General features: G+C 54.3%; 14 protein-coding genes. 6 read left to right on the plus strand and 8 right to left on the minus strand.

All coding sequences use genetic code 11. From position 1 onward, the window contains the following. The first annotated feature begins 151 nt into the window (after positions 1-151). Positions 152-1,195 carry a hypothetical protein gene (locus tag RIC29_08500; GenBank protein ID MEQ8734949.1) on the plus strand — a complete coding sequence of 348 codons (1,044 nt, stop codon included), beginning with the start codon at positions 152-154 and terminating at the stop codon, positions 1,193-1,195. A gap of 4 nt (positions 1,196-1,199) precedes the next feature. Here RIC29_08500 and RIC29_08505 read toward each other — a convergent pair whose 3' ends face one another. The 4 genes from RIC29_08505 to RIC29_08520 form a co-directional block, all read right to left on the minus strand. Continuing rightward, entirely contained in the window at positions 1,200-1,883 is a 684-nt protein-coding gene (locus RIC29_08505; GenBank protein ID MEQ8734950.1) for an OmpA family protein, read from the minus strand. 94 nt (positions 1,884-1,977) lie between these two features. Beyond that, positions 1,978-3,969 carry a hypothetical protein gene (locus RIC29_08510; GenBank protein ID MEQ8734951.1) on the minus strand — a complete coding sequence of 664 codons (1,992 nt, stop codon included), beginning with the start codon at positions 3,967-3,969 and terminating at the stop codon, positions 1,978-1,980. Between the two features lie 102 nt (positions 3,970-4,071). Continuing rightward, positions 4,072-5,673: an amidohydrolase family protein gene (locus RIC29_08515; protein MEQ8734952.1), complete on the minus strand. Its 1,602-nt coding sequence runs from the start codon at positions 5,671-5,673 to the stop codon at positions 4,072-4,074. 91 nt (positions 5,674-5,764) lie between these two features. After that, positions 5,765-6,196 (minus strand): hypothetical protein, encoded by a 432-nt coding sequence (locus RIC29_08520; protein ID MEQ8734953.1) that lies wholly within the window; start codon positions 6,194-6,196, stop codon positions 5,765-5,767. 283 nt (positions 6,197-6,479) lie between these two features. Between RIC29_08520 and RIC29_08525 the strand changes: the two genes are divergently transcribed. The 3 genes from RIC29_08525 to RIC29_08535 are packed head-to-tail and all read left to right on the plus strand — an operon-like array spanning position 6,480 to position 9,344. Then, complete coding sequence (locus RIC29_08525; GenBank protein ID MEQ8734954.1) at positions 6,480-7,568, plus strand: class I SAM-dependent methyltransferase; 1,089 nt, start codon at positions 6,480-6,482, stop codon at positions 7,566-7,568. 27 nt (positions 7,569-7,595) lie between these two features. Further along, on the plus strand, positions 7,596-7,892 hold the full coding sequence (locus tag RIC29_08530) for a hypothetical protein (protein MEQ8734955.1): 297 nt from the start codon (positions 7,596-7,598) through the stop codon (positions 7,890-7,892). A 39-nt stretch (positions 7,893-7,931) separates the two neighbouring features. Then, on the plus strand, positions 7,932-9,344 hold the full coding sequence (locus RIC29_08535; GenBank protein MEQ8734956.1) for an MFS transporter: 1,413 nt from the start codon (positions 7,932-7,934) through the stop codon (positions 9,342-9,344). A gap of 30 nt (positions 9,345-9,374) precedes the next feature. Here RIC29_08535 and RIC29_08540 read toward each other — a convergent pair whose 3' ends face one another. Beyond that, entirely contained in the window at positions 9,375-10,787 is a 1,413-nt protein-coding gene (locus RIC29_08540) for a di-heme oxidoredictase family protein (GenBank protein ID MEQ8734957.1), read from the minus strand. A 307-nt stretch (positions 10,788-11,094) separates the two neighbouring features. Here RIC29_08540 and RIC29_08545 point away from each other — a divergent pair, with 307 nt between their 5' ends. Beyond that, positions 11,095-11,835, plus strand: a complete 741-nt coding sequence (locus RIC29_08545) for a cytochrome b (protein MEQ8734958.1) — start codon at positions 11,095-11,097, stop codon at positions 11,833-11,835. Between the two features lie 36 nt (positions 11,836-11,871). Here the strand turns inward: RIC29_08545 and RIC29_08550 are convergent, their stop codons facing one another. Together RIC29_08550 and RIC29_08555 are read right to left on the minus strand one after the other, a co-directional pair. Continuing rightward, positions 11,872-13,074, minus strand: coding sequence for an LLM class flavin-dependent oxidoreductase (locus RIC29_08550; GenBank protein MEQ8734959.1), 1,203 nt, complete (start codon positions 13,072-13,074; stop codon positions 11,872-11,874). Further along, the gene (locus RIC29_08555) at positions 13,071-13,844 is read right to left on the minus strand and encodes an alpha/beta hydrolase (GenBank protein MEQ8734960.1); all 774 of its coding nucleotides are present in this window, start codon (positions 13,842-13,844) and stop codon (positions 13,071-13,073) included. Before RIC29_08555 ends, RIC29_08550 begins: the two co-directional genes overlap by 4 nt. 136 nt (positions 13,845-13,980) lie before the next feature. Between RIC29_08555 and RIC29_08560 the strand changes: the two genes are divergently transcribed. Next, entirely contained in the window at positions 13,981-14,673 is a 693-nt protein-coding gene (locus tag RIC29_08560; GenBank protein MEQ8734961.1) for a GntR family transcriptional regulator, read from the plus strand. 98 nt (positions 14,674-14,771) lie between these two features. On the opposite strand, the gene nhaA is transcribed toward RIC29_08560, so the two are convergent. Continuing rightward, positions 14,772-15,998 (minus strand): Na+/H+ antiporter NhaA, encoded by a 1,227-nt coding sequence (gene nhaA, locus RIC29_08565; protein MEQ8734962.1) that lies wholly within the window; start codon positions 15,996-15,998, stop codon positions 14,772-14,774. Positions 15,999-16,025 lie beyond the last annotated feature (27 nt).

Consider the following 16,025-nt stretch of genomic DNA (forward strand, 5'->3'; position numbering starts at 1 on the left):
TATTCGTTTATCAATCTAAAGGTGGTGGATTGGACGACGAATTACCAATGGAGTTCAAGCCCTTCAGTGTTTTTGGCTCACTGATTCTAACGATTGCGTGGTGCGAGGGCTGGCAAGTAAGTTGGGGCTCAACATTTTATGGAGGTCTTACATGCCGTCCCTTTTTGGCGCACTTACAGCCCTAGCCATTCTAATACTGGGCTTTAGCAGCTCTCCTTATGCTCAGCCTGGCTGGCCGCTTGAGGTGGACGCAGGCTGGCAAGAGGCCGTGCTGAGCGTAAGTGATGCAACACAATGGCAGACTCAACTCCAAGACATTGCGGGCTGGCAGCCAATTTTGTCTGGCGATGTGGATAGACGGCAGCTTGCGCTTTGGGGGCTTGATGGCGAAGTTTCAGCTAGATTTATCGTCTTGCAGAACCCAGGCGAAACACAGGGCTTAGTCCGCCTGGTGCAGTTCTCCGGTGCGGAGCAAGTGCAAATACGATCCAGCGCGCAATCCTGGGATACTGGCGGGTTTCTATCCCTATTGCTGAGGTCACGTGGCGTTGATCAGAATTTTGCAGATGCGCGACGCTACCAATGGACCGGCTATAATGATCCCGTAACTCTGTATCTTGGGCCAGAGCGTAGTCTTAGGAATGTTGTGTTGCGCGGGCCGGATGGCATTAACTTCGGTGTTTATGAACGCGTGGTCCCTGGCCTGGATGGCTGGCCAAACCTCAAAAAAATGAGCCGTCCTTTTAATGCGATGCAAATCGTCAAAGATCGAGACGCAACCGTCGCTTTCTACGAGGACGTACTGGGCTTTGTTTCAATGTCGATTGGAAACGCGCCTGCAGCCCAAGAAGATGCCAACAACTTTGGACTTCCGGCTAATTTGGTAACTTCAACGCCTCTCAAATCCGCGATCATGCATCCCATTGGGGGGGAAAGTGGTCGCGTTGAGTTTGTCGAATGGGATGGCTTGGAGGGGCGTGACCTGACCCACCGGGCTGTGGCTCCTAACCTGGGTATCTTAACTCTACGCTTCCCTGTTGCTAACGCTGAAAAAAGGGCGAAGAACATCAAAGATAACGGCGGGCGTGTGTCGGGGCCGCCTGTGATTGTTTCAATGCCACCTTATGGTGACGTTAAAATGTTCTCAGTGACGACGCCCGACGGTGTTTTTCTCGAAATGTTTCAGCCTCTTTAGAGTGTCAGGACCTAGTCGCCAGAATCGGTGAAATTTGAATCTCTACGCGCCGATTGGCTTGCTTGCCGGCGGCTGTTGTGTTCGATGCAATTGGCCGCGTCTCACCATATCCGGCTATGAGCAATCGCTCTGGGAGCACGCCTTTAGACACGATTTCTTGTGCAACGCTTCGTGCCCGTCTCTCAGATAGGGCCTGATTATAGTTTTCACCGCCATCGCTATCCGTGTGGCCGGCGACATCAATCATCGTCTTGTCGAATTCTCTGAGCACCTTTGCAACGGATGTTAATGCGTTATATGAGCCGGATCGGATTTGAGCGCTATCGACATCAAAGGTGATGCTCTGATCCATATTAAGACGGATTTCGTCGCCAACCCGTTCGATTTTGACGCCTGAATTACGTAATTCATCACGCAGTTTTTCTTCTTGCCGGTCCATATATAAACCAACGCCACCGCCTGCGAGTGCGCCGACGCCAGCCCCAATCAGGGCGTTGCGCTGGCGTTCTTTTGAATTGTCGCCTGTGATGAGGCCAATCACCGCACCACTGGCCGCTCCAATGCCCGCGCCGATGGTCGCTTTGGAAACCTCTTGCTCATTGGTGTAGGGATCATATGTGGTGCAAGCGCTTAAGAGAACGACGCCCGCAGTCAAAGTTGTTACAGATTTAATCGAACGAAATGCCATATTACCCTCGTCAAGCCATGCATGAATATTCTGCATGACTAGGTAACGCGGTGGGGCCAAGTTCGTTCCAAATGATGTGAGATATTTCCCCGACTCAGACGGCTAAACCAGCTTTATTGCCATCAGCAGTCGCGGTAACCACAACCCGAGGGGCGTAAGCATCGCCGATAACATGCATCTCTACGCCAGCTTTTCTCATTGCACTTTCCATGCCTAAATTTGGAATACGGGATGTTGCATAGGTAAACAGACTGACATCATCAATCACCTGTTCTTCGCCATTAAAGACGTTTCTAACGGTGATCTGCCCTTCTTCAAACGCGGATTCAGGTGAGGGACTAAAGCAGGTAAGCAACTGCACCTTTTTCTGCATAAGCCGTGCGTAGATGCCCTGGCGATTCACCAGCGCTTCATCAGATGCAATCCGATCGCGCGGCGTCACAATAATCACCCGGTCAAACTTATCAGCGAGCCATTCAGCTGACGCGTACGTCATTTTGGTGTGATCGTGATCATAGATCACAGCCGTTCCAGGTTGTGGAGAGGGGCGCTCAAGCAGCATGGCCATGGTTTCCCTTAGGTCCGGGAAAAACCCTTCATCTTTATATTCTTCAGGCAAAAACGATGGCCAGGACATTGTTGAGCCAGTGGCTAAAATCACAGCGTCTGGATTCAGCGCCAGGACATCAGAGTCTGATGCCGTGATGCCGAGTTCAAACTTAACATTGGCTTTCTTGGCATTGAGTTGCTGGTAGTCATAAATACTCGAGAGGTTCTCACCCCCAGGCAGTTCAGCGTGCAGCCGTGTCTTGCCGCCAACATCGCCTGAAATCCCAAAAACTGTCACGTCATGGCCGCGGGCTCCTGCAATCCAGGCTGCTTCCATACCGGCAACACCTGTGCCGACGACGACAACTTTACGTTTGATTTCTGCTGGTGCAGGCCACCAGTCCACTTCATCGGGTTGGCCGACGCGCGGGTTGTTGTCGCATTGTAGCCGCCCGCCTGCGATGATGACTTGCCAGCAGGTATTGCCTGAGACGCAATAGCGAATTTGGGCTTCACGGCCTTCCATGGCCTTCTTGCCCCAGGCTGGGTCTGTCACCAATGGTCGTCCCAACATCACCAGATCTGCATGACCGGCTTGCACAGCGCGGTCGCCCTCGTTGGGGTCGGTAATCAGACCAAGGGCGCCGACCGGAATATCCCCAAACGGTTCCGCGATCTGTTTTATTTTCTCTACAAAAGGTGCCCTTTCTCCATGGAGATCGGGCAGGTGCCAGTACAAGGTGTCGGAATGCGACCCCCAACAGTAGGTGACGTAATCAGCATTGCCATTTGCGGCCACTTGCTTGGAGATGTTTTTGGATTCCTCCAGATCAATGCTTCCAGGTACGCCATCTTCCCCTGGCAGTTTGACGCCAATGATGAAGTCACTGCCAGCAAGCTGGCGGATGGCGCTCATTAAGTCACAAACCAATCGCGACCGGCCTTCGATGTCACCACCGAATTTATCTTCGCGGGCGTTGGAATGAGGAGAAAAGAATTGATGGAAAATATGACCGTGTCCGGCAGAGATTTCAATACCGCCCCAGCCGCATTCTTTCAGCCAGGCTGCAGACTCTGCAAAGTCTGCAATCATGATTTCCACTTCTTCTGTCGATAGCGCGTGAGGGACGGTCCAGCTTAGGTCATCTGGTAGGGGGGACGCACCGATCGAGTTGGCTTTACGACCGCCTTCGTGATTACCACGCCCTGAGTCTTGAAGTTGCCCCAACATCAGACAACCTTCCGCGCCGACTTCATCGGCAAAGCGTTTTAAACCGTCCCCGTTGGCCTTGCCAAACACTTGGATGCGGCGCGGGGCGACATTCCAACGGGTTGTACCCATAGGCTCTGTGATGGACATGGATACGCCGCCTTGGGCGCGATTCTTGTAGTAGGTGATGGTGTCGTCGTTGACCGATCCGTCCGTCACATAACGTAATGACATTGAGGCGTGTACAAGTCGGTTTTTGAGCTGCTTACCGGCGACGGTGATTGGCGAGAACAGGTGGGGGTAAACGGGGTGCGGAGTATCAGTCACGTAACGCTCATTCTGGTTGTGGGGCTCAAATAAAAGGTCAAGTTATGTCATAGCCTGTCCTGAGACCCAGACCAACGGTTTACATGACGATGCTGTCCCGCATCACTCTCTGGGCAGAGCCGTAAACCAGTTCTCGGTTCTTAATTGATCATAGATAGAAGCCATAACGGCACCCCCATCCTCTAAAACCCGGGATTCGTCATCTACCACTAAAGCGCCTTCAAAAACTTGCACATATCCGTCAGTAATGACGTGCTTCACCATCAAGCCATTGGCATATAACAGGTTGTTCACGGGCTCGGGCGGTAAGGTGCCGCCACCTACCAGAAAGCCAGAGACGTCGATTGAAATGAGGTCTGCTTTAGCCCCCTCCACAATGCGACCGATGTCTTTCCGTTTCAGCGCATCTGCGGGAACAGAGGTCGCGTTTCTTAGCGCAGTCCACATGGTCGGGTTTTTGACCGGCTGCGGACCATTTCTCAGGATCGCATATCTTGCTTGGCCATAAAGCACGGCCAGTTTTAGGTTCTCAAGGTAGTCGTTTGAGTGTGTATCAATCCCAATATTCACAGAAATTCCGGCGGCGAGGGCTTCTGGATAGTTTTGACTGAATCCCCCAGCGCCGCCGGCGGACGGGCAGTGGGCTAGAACCACGCCCTTTTTGATCAATATTTCTGGATCAATGGTCCAATCTAAGCCGCCCATATGGGCGCCAAAGACTGTTCCGTCCAATAGTCCGAAACTTTCCAGCCATTGCGTCGGGGTGACACCCCACATGCGTTTAACTCGCTCTGTTTCCTGACCGGATTGTGAGAGGTGGATATGCAGTCCCGTTCCCAGTTCTGTTACAGCGGCAGCGAGTGCGGTCATGGTGGCAGGCGTATGGGTGTCTGTGGCGTGGGGTGCCATCATGGGTAAAATACGTCCCTCGGACGCCCCCATTTTTTCTTTGGCGAAGGCCAAATTGGCTGCGATCTCGTCCAGGGTGCCGTCTTCCGAGTCCAGCAAAACCTGATCATCGGTGCGCGACCAGATCGGTTCGAGGCGGTTTGAACCAGGGATCATGCCGCCGGGATACCCGCGTACCCCCCAAGCTTCTGCAACTCGCACATAAGCTTGTGCTTGCCGTAAACTGAGACTCATCTCGACATGAGTGGTGGTGCCGCTGCGTAAGAGTTCGGCCACGTTGTAGGCGGTCAGCTTATCCTGATCGCGGTCACTTAATTGTTCGACGAGCTCTTGCGGGCGTCGATTGTTAGGCCGTCGTCCATTTTCAATCAGGCCGCGTGTGGGTGTGGCCGTGCAGGCATGCGTGTGTCCGCTGATAAACCCAGGCGTTACGATGTGCTTGTGCGCGTCGATGCGTTTGTAGTCACCGGCGATGCGGTCCGCAGAGACCTTGGCAATAAGACCACCTGAAACCAAGACCGATCCATTTTGAATCAACGCGTGCGTGCCGTTCTGCTCGACCAACAGCCATCCTGCTTCAACAACAAATTCACCGGCAGGAATGTCTCCTCTCTCTGGTCTTTGGGCCAGAGGTTTACGTGAGGTTAAGGAGGTGCCCGCAAAAGCTGAGGCCGCGCCCACTGCTGTGAGTGCGCTGCGTCGGCTAACGTATTTTTGAGTTGTATGATCATGTTCGCGAATATCTGACCCACATAAAGCGCAAGGGCCATCGCTCATGAAAAGGGGAGTGGTCATCGGCGTTGTTTTCCCTTGCTCTGTCTTACCAACTCTAACCGGTCTGACGTTCTCTGTTAGGTAAGAACATCATTCTCTTTATTAACATCCACTAGGAGTCAGCCGGGACAATTTGCACTGCATCAAAGCATTCGGCTTCACTCAGTGTGCCGAGGGTACAATGATTTTTCTTAAGCTTTACATCGTTGCTAAATTCATTGCACCGCTGGTTCTGTTGTACATCATGTGTCCGTATCGAAGCGCCATTGACCGGAAGTTCACTGCTGATGGAGAATAAAAATTCGTCATCAGCAGTAGCAAAGACGTCAAGACTGCTTAAAGCTATCTCTGTGTTGTTGATGACCTGAACCTTGAAGCGGCATCCGTTGCTGTAGCCAGCGGAATAGGTAAAGTCTTCCCGCTCAATAATCTTTATGTCGATTGTGCCGGAGTTCTCTGTTTCACCGCAAGCGCAGACAGCGAGGGTAGTCAGTGCGCTGAGTGATAGATTACGAAGCCAGTGGGAACCTGTTGGGCCGGACATAATATATCCTTCCTTAACTCCAGTAAGTGACACGCTAGCGCAACCTAACGAATGTCGCACGCTAGCCTAGGATAGCCTTTCGAGCCAGACCCATGCGTAATATGCTTGTCATCATAGGATTAGCGCATGAAAGAGATGGAGGTTTTTCAGGGAAAACCGTTGTTATAATCACCTAGGGAACGATTCCGGTGAGTCGCTGTGCTTGGACTTGCAGCCTGTTTGGGCCTACACCATTATCTACACAAGAGACTAAAACTATTTTGTTTAAAGAAAGGCGATATCCATGCTGAATCTGTCACAACGCGGTCGCGCCGGCCTCCAGTTTCTCGGAGCCTTACAGCCCTATGCCTCAAGTCGAGTCCGCAGCATTGCAAAGTCTGAATTTGAAGCCGACCCGGAAGGTGCGGCGATTGTTGCAGAGCACGAGCGCGGTGGATCAAATGAGCCTTGGCCTGACCGTATCGCTAAAGCAAAAGCTGTGGCCGAGAAGTCTGTCGCCTACAAGCACGAGCGTTTTTATCAGCGCTACGTGGCGGAAGAAAATTTTGTGCGCGCCATCCCAGCGATTGAAGAAAAGCGCAGTGAGGCTGAGAAACTCGTTAATGTTGAGTTTAAAGATTGTGGCGGTTCTCTTGAACTCGACGACAGTGTCGAAGTGCCTGAGTACTATGAAGGTGTCGAATGGCATCTCGAGCCAGGGGGCTGGGATGGCTATGATCTCGCCGGCCCAATGTTCATGTCTGGCATCGCGCCATACGTCTTCAGTAAAGGCGGTTACGCGGCTGTTGAAGTTGGCGACAACATCATGAATCACCGTGTTGAGGTCACAAAGCGCCTGCCGAAAGATCATTATGATCGCATCTACGAAATGGGGTGTGGTGGTGTGGCAACGCTTGCGGCGTGTCACAAGAATTACCCAGAGGCTGAGTTAATTGGCAGCGACCTCTCTCCAGCGATGCTTAAAGGTGGGCACAATGCTGCGCGTGCCATGGGTCTCCCCGTCACATTTAAACAGCGTGATGCGCGTGACACACGCGAGCCCGATGAGAGCGTCGATGCTGTTGTGTTGTACGCCGTTTTTCATGAAATGCCTGTGGACGTTTGCGTCGATACCATTAAGGAGGCGTATCGCATTTTAAAGCCGGGCGGAGATATTATTATTAATGATCCGCCGCCGTTTGCCGCCGTGCATCCTTTCCAGGCTGTCGTTTTGGATTGGGATACAGATAATCGCGGCGAGCCCTTTTTCTCTGAAACCTGCGCTATGGAGTGGGTTGATGTTCTCAAGGACGTTGGTTTTGTCGATACCAAAGCATTTGGTCTGGGGTCTCAAGGTTATCCTTGGGTTAATCTCGGCACAAAGCCAAATTAGAATGCTGAACCTTCGGAGTAGCTTAAGATGACGAAACCCCCTCCCAATCCCATTACAGGTTCAGATGAAATGGACGCGATGATGCGCATAAATACGGAGCTTATGTCTGAGCTTTGGATCCTGCGTGATCGCGTGACAGTCTTGGAGAAGTTACTTGAAGACAAAGGCGTGGTTGCACGAAATGATATTAACGACTACGCCCCTGAAGGTCAGTTTGCTAAAGAGCTTGATGAAGAACGTGAGCGCTTTGTCCGTCGTGTTGCTGGCGCACCCTGGGAAGTAGAATTTACCGTTGAGTCCTTGGTTGAGCGCGGCCAGCGCTAAGCAAGATCCTATTGTAAGACCAACTTAAGAGGGTTGCGCATGACAGATGCCACGCCAGAGACGGCGTCTATAACGCGCGCGGTTGGAGATAACCCAGAACGCACCCTGCCGCTCCATGTCTGCTTGGGGTGGGGTGTTGGCAGTCTCGGCATGGCTGTGATGTTCGGTTTGATCAATACGTTTGCCCTGAGCTTCATGGTCAATCAACTGGCGATTTCCGCCGGTTTTGCTGGGCTACTTATAGGTCTGTCCAAAATTTACGATGGTGTAACAGACCCTTTGATGGGTGTGATCTCTGACAAGACCAACACACGCATGGGACGCCGGCGGCCCTATCTGTTGGTGGGAGCGTTTATGCTGGCCGCCAGCATGGTCTTGACGTTCAACGTGCCGGCCTTCGTGTCGCCAGAGAATGCGTTGCTTTACATGACCGTTATCCTGCTGTTCTACGCAACGGCGTACACAGTGTTCAATGTGCCTTATCTGGCGATGCCTGCCGAGATGACTGATGGCTATCATGAGCGCTCATACCTTATGAGTTTTCGCGTGTATGGCATTGCGGCTGCTGGCTTCGTCGGTTTGGCAGCAGGACCTATGTTGATTGATGGATTTGGCGGTGGCCGCGCTGGCTTTGAAGCGATGGCCTGGATTATGGGAGGCGCCGTCCTCGCTTCGTCTCTGTTGTGCTTCTACTTCACCAAAGATGCGCCGTTTAAGAATAAGGTCACAACATCTCATTATACTTTGAAAGAACAGATCAGGTTGGCCATTGAGAACCGTCCGTTTATGTGGCTGATGATCTCGAAGTTATGTGGACTTCTCGGTAGTGCGCTGAGCGCGCCAGCCAAAGCTTTTTTCTTCCCGTTGGTATTGGGGGCCAGTCTCACCAGCTTTGGCTATTACTGGGTTGCGTTCTACATTGCGATGGTTGCGTCTCAGCCCTTTTGGCTCCGCTACGGAAAGAACCATGGCAAGCGGAACATCTTCATTTTTGCGTTGATCGCAACAGCAGTCGTCAACCTGACATGGCTTATTGCAACGCCTACAGAACCCTATGCCGTCACAATCATCAGAGGCTTGTTCTTAGGCTTCTTCGGCGGCGCGACTCTGTTGATGGGGCAGGCTATGCTGCCGGACACGATGGAATATGACGTGCGCCGCACCGGCATTCGTCGTGAAGGTGTTTACGCCGGGTTTTATACCACCATCGAAAAGTTTTCTTATGCAGCCGGGCCAGCAATTACAGGACTTTTATTGGCAGCGGCTGGATATGTTGCCTCAAGCGACGGCTTTGCGGCCCAGCCTCAGAGTGCGATTATCGCCATCTATATCTGTGCAGCGGGCATTCCAGCTTTGATGGGGTTTGTTGGGGCCTTGTGCCTCACGCAGTATGACCTCACTGAAGAGAAGCTGAAGGCCACGCGGTTGGTGAGTGAAACAGCCGTCGAATAGAGAACGTTGGCTAGAAAGCCTCGGCTCAGCTTAAAGCGATTCTAGGAAAGAAATAAGATCGGCGCGGTCAGCGGCAGGCAGGGTTCTGAAAACTTCTTTAGAGGCTTCCGCTTCGCCACCATGCCAAAGGATGGCCTCAGCCAGGCCACGCGCCCGCCCATCATGCAAAAAGTAAGTGTGCCCGGATACTTTTTCGGTCAGGCCGATGCCCCACAACGGCGCGGTCCGCCATTCTGATCCGCTGGCCAGAAAATCAGGCCGACCGTCAGACAGACCATCGCCGAGATCATGCAAGAGCAGGTCTGTAAATGGGTGAATGGTCTGCTCGGCGAGGTCTTGTGTGCGGGGGTCGACGCCGGTCTCTAGCGTCGGCATATGGCAGGATTGACAGCCAGCCTGCATAAACAGGGTTTGACCTCTAACAACTTCTGGCAGGGTTGCGCCCCGTTGCTTGGGTACGGCCAGGCGCCGCATGTAGACGTTTAGCTGGTTCAGAAAAGCCCCCGTCATCTCGATGCCATCGTGGTTTGCGGCGGATAAGCACGCGGTTTGAGTACTTTCGCAGTTGTCGGTCGGGCGCACGGGCGTGGTAATGCCCATGTCGCCGACTGCCGCCCCGGAATTCTGATTGGTTAGATTGGAGACATTAGCTTTCCAGCCGAATTTTCCTGTCGCCATCTTCTGATCACGCTCATTCCACACCACGTTGACGCGGCCTGAGATGCCGTCACCATCAGCGTCATCGGGGTCGGCGAGGGCGTATAACAAATCGTCAGTGACCATTTCCAGTAGGCCGAGGCCGATCACAGCGTTGGCAACGCGTGGTGAGGTCATGATGGTGTCTGGCATGGGTCCGTAGGCGAGGTCTTCAAAACGAATGACAGGTTTGCGCAGGCTGTAGGGGGTGCCGTCGCTATAGGTGCCTGTCGTTTCTTGCCATTCCATGATGGCGCGCCCTTCTGCGGCGACCCCGTCTATCCCGCGGTCTTGAAGCTGGTCCCCGTAGTTAGGCACCCCGAGGGGCCCGCCGGTGCCGGATTGTCCTGGAACACTCAGGCGCACGAGGATCGAGTCCATGGGGGCGCCCACGGTCTCTGGCGGCGCGCCGCGCCCGTTGTTGACGTGACAGTCAGAGCAGGCCTCCCGGTTGAATAGCGGACCGAGCCCGTCGGTGGTGGGTTGCGGGCCGGGGTGCGGTGTCCAGAAGGTGTTGAACAGTTGATTGCCAAAGGTGAAACCCGGTTTAACCTCGGCGGGCGCGTTGGCGGTGATGAAGGTGTACGCCTCCGAGGTTGCAACCGGGCGCGTTGTCTCACCGCCCAAGTTGGGTGAGAGGGGCACGGCCAGCAATCGGTCGCGCACAGAGGTATCCAAGGCGTGGGCACAGCCAATGAGGCTGAGTCCGAATAGAGCTGCAACAGACGTAGCAGAAGGGAAGTGCATCAATAACGATCCTTAAGGTCTCAAAGTCCGGCGCTGGCACCAGACCCGGTTGGAGGTGCAATGACATCATCTTTGCGACGGTCTTTCCACTCATAATCCAGGGTCTGGAGGCGGAATGTCAGGCCCGTCGCCTAAGCCCCTTGTAGAACCCTAGACTCCTGTCCGCAGGCTGGAAGCCCTTTGGCAGAATTCTGCGCTTTTTTATGATCTGAGTTTTTCTGGTGGGGGCTCTCACCTTGGTTCGAGCCCATGCACGACTGGTTCCGGTCAAACAAGCCCATGCACGTATGATCGGAGGAACGAGCCCATGGACCCCGTTCAACCGCCCCCCTTGGAACGAGCCCATGCACGGTTTTGCGGCTCGGCCCTTGCCACGGGCCGAGGATCAAGGAACCATGGCGGTGGAAATGCGGAGGGGCGATTTATGGCGACAGAGTCTGAAACAACCTGGGGCAGCCGGGCCAAGTGGCTGCATTGGCTGATTGCCTTTATGATTTTGGTGGAAGTGCCGGTGGGCTATGTGATGTCCACCACATACGGCGCGTCCTTCAAAGACGAGACCATGCTGGGCCTGCACAATTTGATGGCCCAAATTCACATCACCAATGGCGTGCTGATTCTGGCGCTGGTGAGTTATCGCCTGAGCTGGCGGTTCAGAAACCCGGCACCGGACTTGCCAGCATCGTTGGCGGCGTATCAGAAAGTGGTCGCCCGACTGACGCATGGGTTTCTGTATGCGCTGTTGTTCATCATGCCGCTGTCGGGCTGGGCCGCTAACTCCGTGCTGGGGGACTCACCGCAGTTTGGGGAGACGGAATTGTGGTTTTTTGCGTGGGATATCCTGCCGCCGATACTCCCGCAACTGCCCTTGGACCACATGTTTGGATACGTCTTCTTCGCCAACATTCACCGCTATGCATTGTATGCCGGAGGGGTGATTCTCAGCCTGCATATCATCGCCGCGCTGTGGCATCACTTTGCCCGCAAAGACAACATTCTGCTGCGCATATGGCCGGCGGGGCGCATGGAGTCAGAGCGGGAACGCTGACTCCTCTTTGACCGCCGCACATTATTCCACCGCGCCTTACTCCGCCGCGTGCACTTGTCCTGGCATCTTTCTGGGCATATGTGTGTCTTCTTGCTCGGCTGACAACGCGCGCAGGTGCGGCATCACTTCGGTCGCGAACAGGTTCATGTTTTTGGCGGTCAGGTCGGCGGGGAGCGTGCCGAACTGCAGCATGGTCAGCAGGTGCCCCATGCGCATGTCTTTCCAATAGTCTTCGATTTGTTGACGTACGGTTTCAGCACTGCCGCAAATAAACATGCCCATATCGATGGACAGCTCCAGCGTAATGTCGCCGGTGATCTGGGCTTTTGTTCTGGCCACACCCTTCATGGATTCAATCGAGGAATAGCCGGGCGGGAGCAGCATCTCGATCGGCATTTTGAGAAACTTATTGCGGAAATTCTCGTAGTGGATCTTGGCTTCTTTACGGGCGATCTCGTCTGTTTCGGCGACATAAATTGGGAGTGCCCAACCCAGTTGGTGGTCGGTCGCGGTGTAGCCATAGTCTTCCGCCTGATCACGGTATTGCTGTAAATACTTTCGCACCGATTTGATCGGGCTGAAGGTTTGCAGATAGGTGTATTTGCGGTCGGGGTGCGCGGCCCAGACGATGGTTTCTTTCGAGCCCTGAGACGGCACCCAAATGGGCGGGTGGGGGTCTTGATAGGGCCGCGGCCAAACGTTGACGTATTCGTGGTTGTAATGCTTGCCGTGAAAGCTGGTGATGCCAGGTTGCGTCCAGGCTTGGATGATCATGTCATGGGCTTCATGGAAGCGCTCATGACTGAACGCCGGGTTGGTGCCCCAGACGTGATACTCAGCCCCAATGCCGCGCACCATGCCCGTGATGAGACGCCCGCGCGTGAGGGTATCAATCATGGCGTGTTCTTCCGCCAGCGTGAGGGGATGATCGCGCAAGGGCAACGCGCTGCCGAGGATCGCAATGGTGACGTTTTTAGTGCGCCGCGCCAGGGCCGAGGCGGTGACGATGGGCGAAGGCATCATGCCATAGGCGGTGGAGTGATGTTCATTCACGGCAATGCCGTCGAAGCCCAGATCTTCGCCGCGCTCCAACTCGCCAAGGTAGCGGTCATACAAATCAGCACCGGCTTCTTTGTCGTACAGGGTGTTGGGGGTGTGCAGCCAGGCGGTCGGGTACTTGGCAGCTTCTTCCAGGTCCAACGCGGCATAGGGCATGAGGTGAAAGAGGGTGAATTTCATGACGAGAACCCCTTGATCAAGGCAAACAGTTCAGCGGGCTTTTCGATCTGCGGGAGATGGCCGCACTCCTGCAGCATGACCAACTGGGCACCCGGAATACGCGCTGCCAGCGCTTCGCCGTAAGGGGGCGGAAAGACAGGGTCTTGCTCGCCCCATATCACCTGGGTCGGCACGGTGATGCGGTGCAGCCATTTGTGCAAATGGGGATCAAAGAAACGTGGCTCCCAGGCGAGGCGCGCGGTGGTGAATTCGTTTTTGATTGCGGTTTCGTCTTGTTCGGGTGTGGTCGGTAACGCGAGAAGTTTTTCGGCCAATGCCTCATCGTGAATCATCGTGCGGTAGCGGGTTTCTTTATCCCACATGAACAGGTCGCCCTTTTTGACACCGGGCACGTTCAAGCCAGCTGCGCCAATGAGCGTCAGGTGACCGATCCGTTCGGTCGAGCGGACGGCGGTTTCCAGCGCAATCCATCCGCCTAAAGATTGACCGGCCACATGGACATCCCACAGGTCGAGGGCTTCGAGAAAGTCCAGATAGAAGAACGCCATGTCGTGAATGGTGTCGAGCCAGTCGGGCATGTCGCTGTCGCCGAAGCCGGGGTGATCGGGGACAATGACATCGTGTTCCTCTGTGAGGCTGGAACAGAACCCAAGCGCATTACCGGCCCCCCCGGCACCATGTAAAAAAAGCAGCACCGGGCCTTTGCCGCCGCGGCGATAGGTGATCTTGGTGCCGTTGATGTCGACTGTTTTGGTGTTCAGGCTGGTCACGGCGCTTCCTCCATGTCGCTTGACTTATAATGGTATACAATAATGAGAATAATAAGGGATTATTCAACACTTATCAGTTATTTTGTATACAATACGGCCAATTGACAGGTCTTTCATCGCCAGAGATTGTAGTTTTATGCCCAATGATGCGCTTCACCCGTCTGAGACCTTGGCTGCCCCCGAAAAAGAGCGGGCCGCAGACCGTGCCTATGAAGCGATTCGCGCCCGCATTATCGACGGGTCTTTGCCTTCGGGTGCTTTTTTGGTCGAGCAAGATCTTGCCGAAGTGATTGGCGTGAGCCGCACGCCGGTGCGGGATGCGCTGCGCCGTTTGGAAAGCGAAGGGCTGGTGTCCATGAGCGGGTACAAGCGCGCCATTGTGCGCGATTTTACCGAGGAAGAAATTGAGGAATGCTTCCAGTTGCGCGCGCTGTTCGAGAGCTATGCCGCAGCGCAGGCCGCCACACGTTTAACGCCTGACGCTATCGTGCAGCTCAAAGATCTGGCGAATGCCATGGAGACCGCTGTTGCGGAAGGCGGGGCCAGCGCGACGTTGCGGTTTTCAGATTTAAACGACACCTTTCATAAAGTCATTCTGGAGCACGCGGGAACGCGGCGCATGACCGACCTGCTGCATCCCTTGATGCAGGTTCAACTGGTGTTGATGAAACGCTATCAGCACACCATACACCAACACTTAGAACGCAGTTGCTGGCATCACCGGGAGTTGATTGCTGCCTTTGAGGCCAAAGACGTGGCATGGGCTGAAACTCAGATGCGCACGCATATGTTGTCGGCTAAAAATGCTGGCGTGCCGGATCAAGTGTGACAGCACCCAAACATGACATAGAAAAAGGCCAGCTCACCGGGGGCAGTGAACTGGCCTTTTGTTTGGGTTCGGGGGGAAAGCTGGGGAGATCCCGAACCCTAGACCTGTGACGTCTGCAGGCTGGCGCTCTGTGCGCTGCGCCCGGTGGCTTTTGGAACGGGCTTGCCTTCTTTGTTTTGGGCCAGCATTAGAACGCTGACCCCAACAAGGATAGAGAGCAGTGAGCCGCCCAGGACGCCCAATCGCAAGTCAGTCGCATAGGCTTGCGGATCAAGAGCCAACGTACCGATGAACAAGCTCATGGTGAAACCCACACCGGTCAGGATGCCGACGCCATACAGTTGCAGCCATGAGGCGCCAGCGGGAAGCTGTGCCCAGCCCAACTTGATCGCCGTCCAGCAGAAGGCGAACACCCCGAATTGTTTGCCCAGGAACAGTCCGAGTGCGATGCCTAGCGGGACCGTTCCAAAGGCAGATTCTAAGCTGAGGCCGCTGAAGGAGACGCCCGCGTTGGCAAACGCGAACACCGGGATGACACCGAACGCGACTGAAGGGTGAAGGGCATGCTCGAGGTCACGCACGGGCGACTTGGACGGATCTCTTTTGTTCCGCATCGGAATGAACATCGCCAATAACACACCAGCTAAGGTGGCATGGACATCAGACTTCAGGACAGAGACCCACAACACGAAACCGATCATCATGTAGGGCGCGAGATCAGTAACGTTTCTTCGATTAAACATCGCAAGAACAACCGTAGCGACCCCCGCAATCGCGAGTGGGATCATTTCAACGCTCTCTGTATAGAACACCGCAATAATGACGATGGCACCGACATCATCAATGATCGCCAAAGCCAATACAAAAACTTTCAAGGATACTGGAACGCGTGATCCCATCAACGCCAGGATGCCAACCACAAAGGCGATGTCGGTTGCGGCGGGAATAGCCCAACCGCGCAAGGCTTCTGCATCTTCCCAGTTGAAGAACGCGTAAACGAGCGCGGGGGCGACGATGCCGCCAATGGCACCGGCCAGCGGCAGGATCGCCTTTCTGGTGTCGGACAGAGTGCCTTCCAGCAATTCGCGTTTGATTTCTAAGCCGACAAGAAAGAAAAACAAGACCATCAGGCCATCGTTGATCCACAGCAGGAGCGGTTTGTCGATGCCATTACCGCCAATGAGCACTTGGACGGGTGTCGAGAGTATAGTCTCGTAGAGACCGGCAAGGGGGGAGTTGGCAACAATCAAGGCGATTATGGCGGCGCCGATCAGGAGCAGACCGCCGAGCATTTCTTTGTTCACGGGTGTTGTATCGGGATTCATGAGACTTTTTCTTTTATTGAAATTTAA

The sequence above is a fragment of the Rhodospirillaceae bacterium genome (genome assembly GCA_040219235.1).
Taxonomy (GTDB): domain Bacteria; phylum Pseudomonadota; class Alphaproteobacteria; order Rhodospirillales; family Rhodospirillaceae; genus WLXB01.

Coding starts and splice junctions, on each gene's coding strand:
- RIC29_08540 (MEQ8734957.1), bottom strand. CDS start 10,787: ATGCACTTCCCTTCTGCTACGTCTGTTGCAGCTCTATTCGGACTCAGC.
- RIC29_08515 (MEQ8734952.1), bottom strand. CDS start 5,673: ATGACCACTCCCCTTTTCATGAGCGATGGCCCTTGCGCTTTATGTGGG.
- RIC29_08560 (MEQ8734961.1), top strand. CDS start 13,981: ATGCCCAATGATGCGCTTCACCCGTCTGAGACCTTGGCTGCCCCCGAA.
- RIC29_08525 (MEQ8734954.1), top strand. CDS start 6,480: ATGCTGAATCTGTCACAACGCGGTCGCGCCGGCCTCCAGTTTCTCGGA.
- RIC29_08545 (MEQ8734958.1), top strand. CDS start 11,095: ATGGACCCCGTTCAACCGCCCCCCTTGGAACGAGCCCATGCACGGTTT.
- RIC29_08530 (MEQ8734955.1), top strand. CDS start 7,596: ATGACGAAACCCCCTCCCAATCCCATTACAGGTTCAGATGAAATGGAC.
- RIC29_08550 (MEQ8734959.1), bottom strand. CDS start 13,074: ATGAAATTCACCCTCTTTCACCTCATGCCCTATGCCGCGTTGGACCTG.
- nhaA (MEQ8734962.1), bottom strand. CDS start 15,998: ATGAATCCCGATACAACACCCGTGAACAAAGAAATGCTCGGCGGTCTG.
- RIC29_08520 (MEQ8734953.1), bottom strand. CDS start 6,196: ATGTCCGGCCCAACAGGTTCCCACTGGCTTCGTAATCTATCACTCAGC.
- RIC29_08535 (MEQ8734956.1), top strand. CDS start 7,932: ATGACAGATGCCACGCCAGAGACGGCGTCTATAACGCGCGCGGTTGGA.
- RIC29_08500 (MEQ8734949.1), top strand. CDS start 152: ATGCCGTCCCTTTTTGGCGCACTTACAGCCCTAGCCATTCTAATACTG.
- RIC29_08505 (MEQ8734950.1), bottom strand. CDS start 1,883: ATGGCATTTCGTTCGATTAAATCTGTAACAACTTTGACTGCGGGCGTC.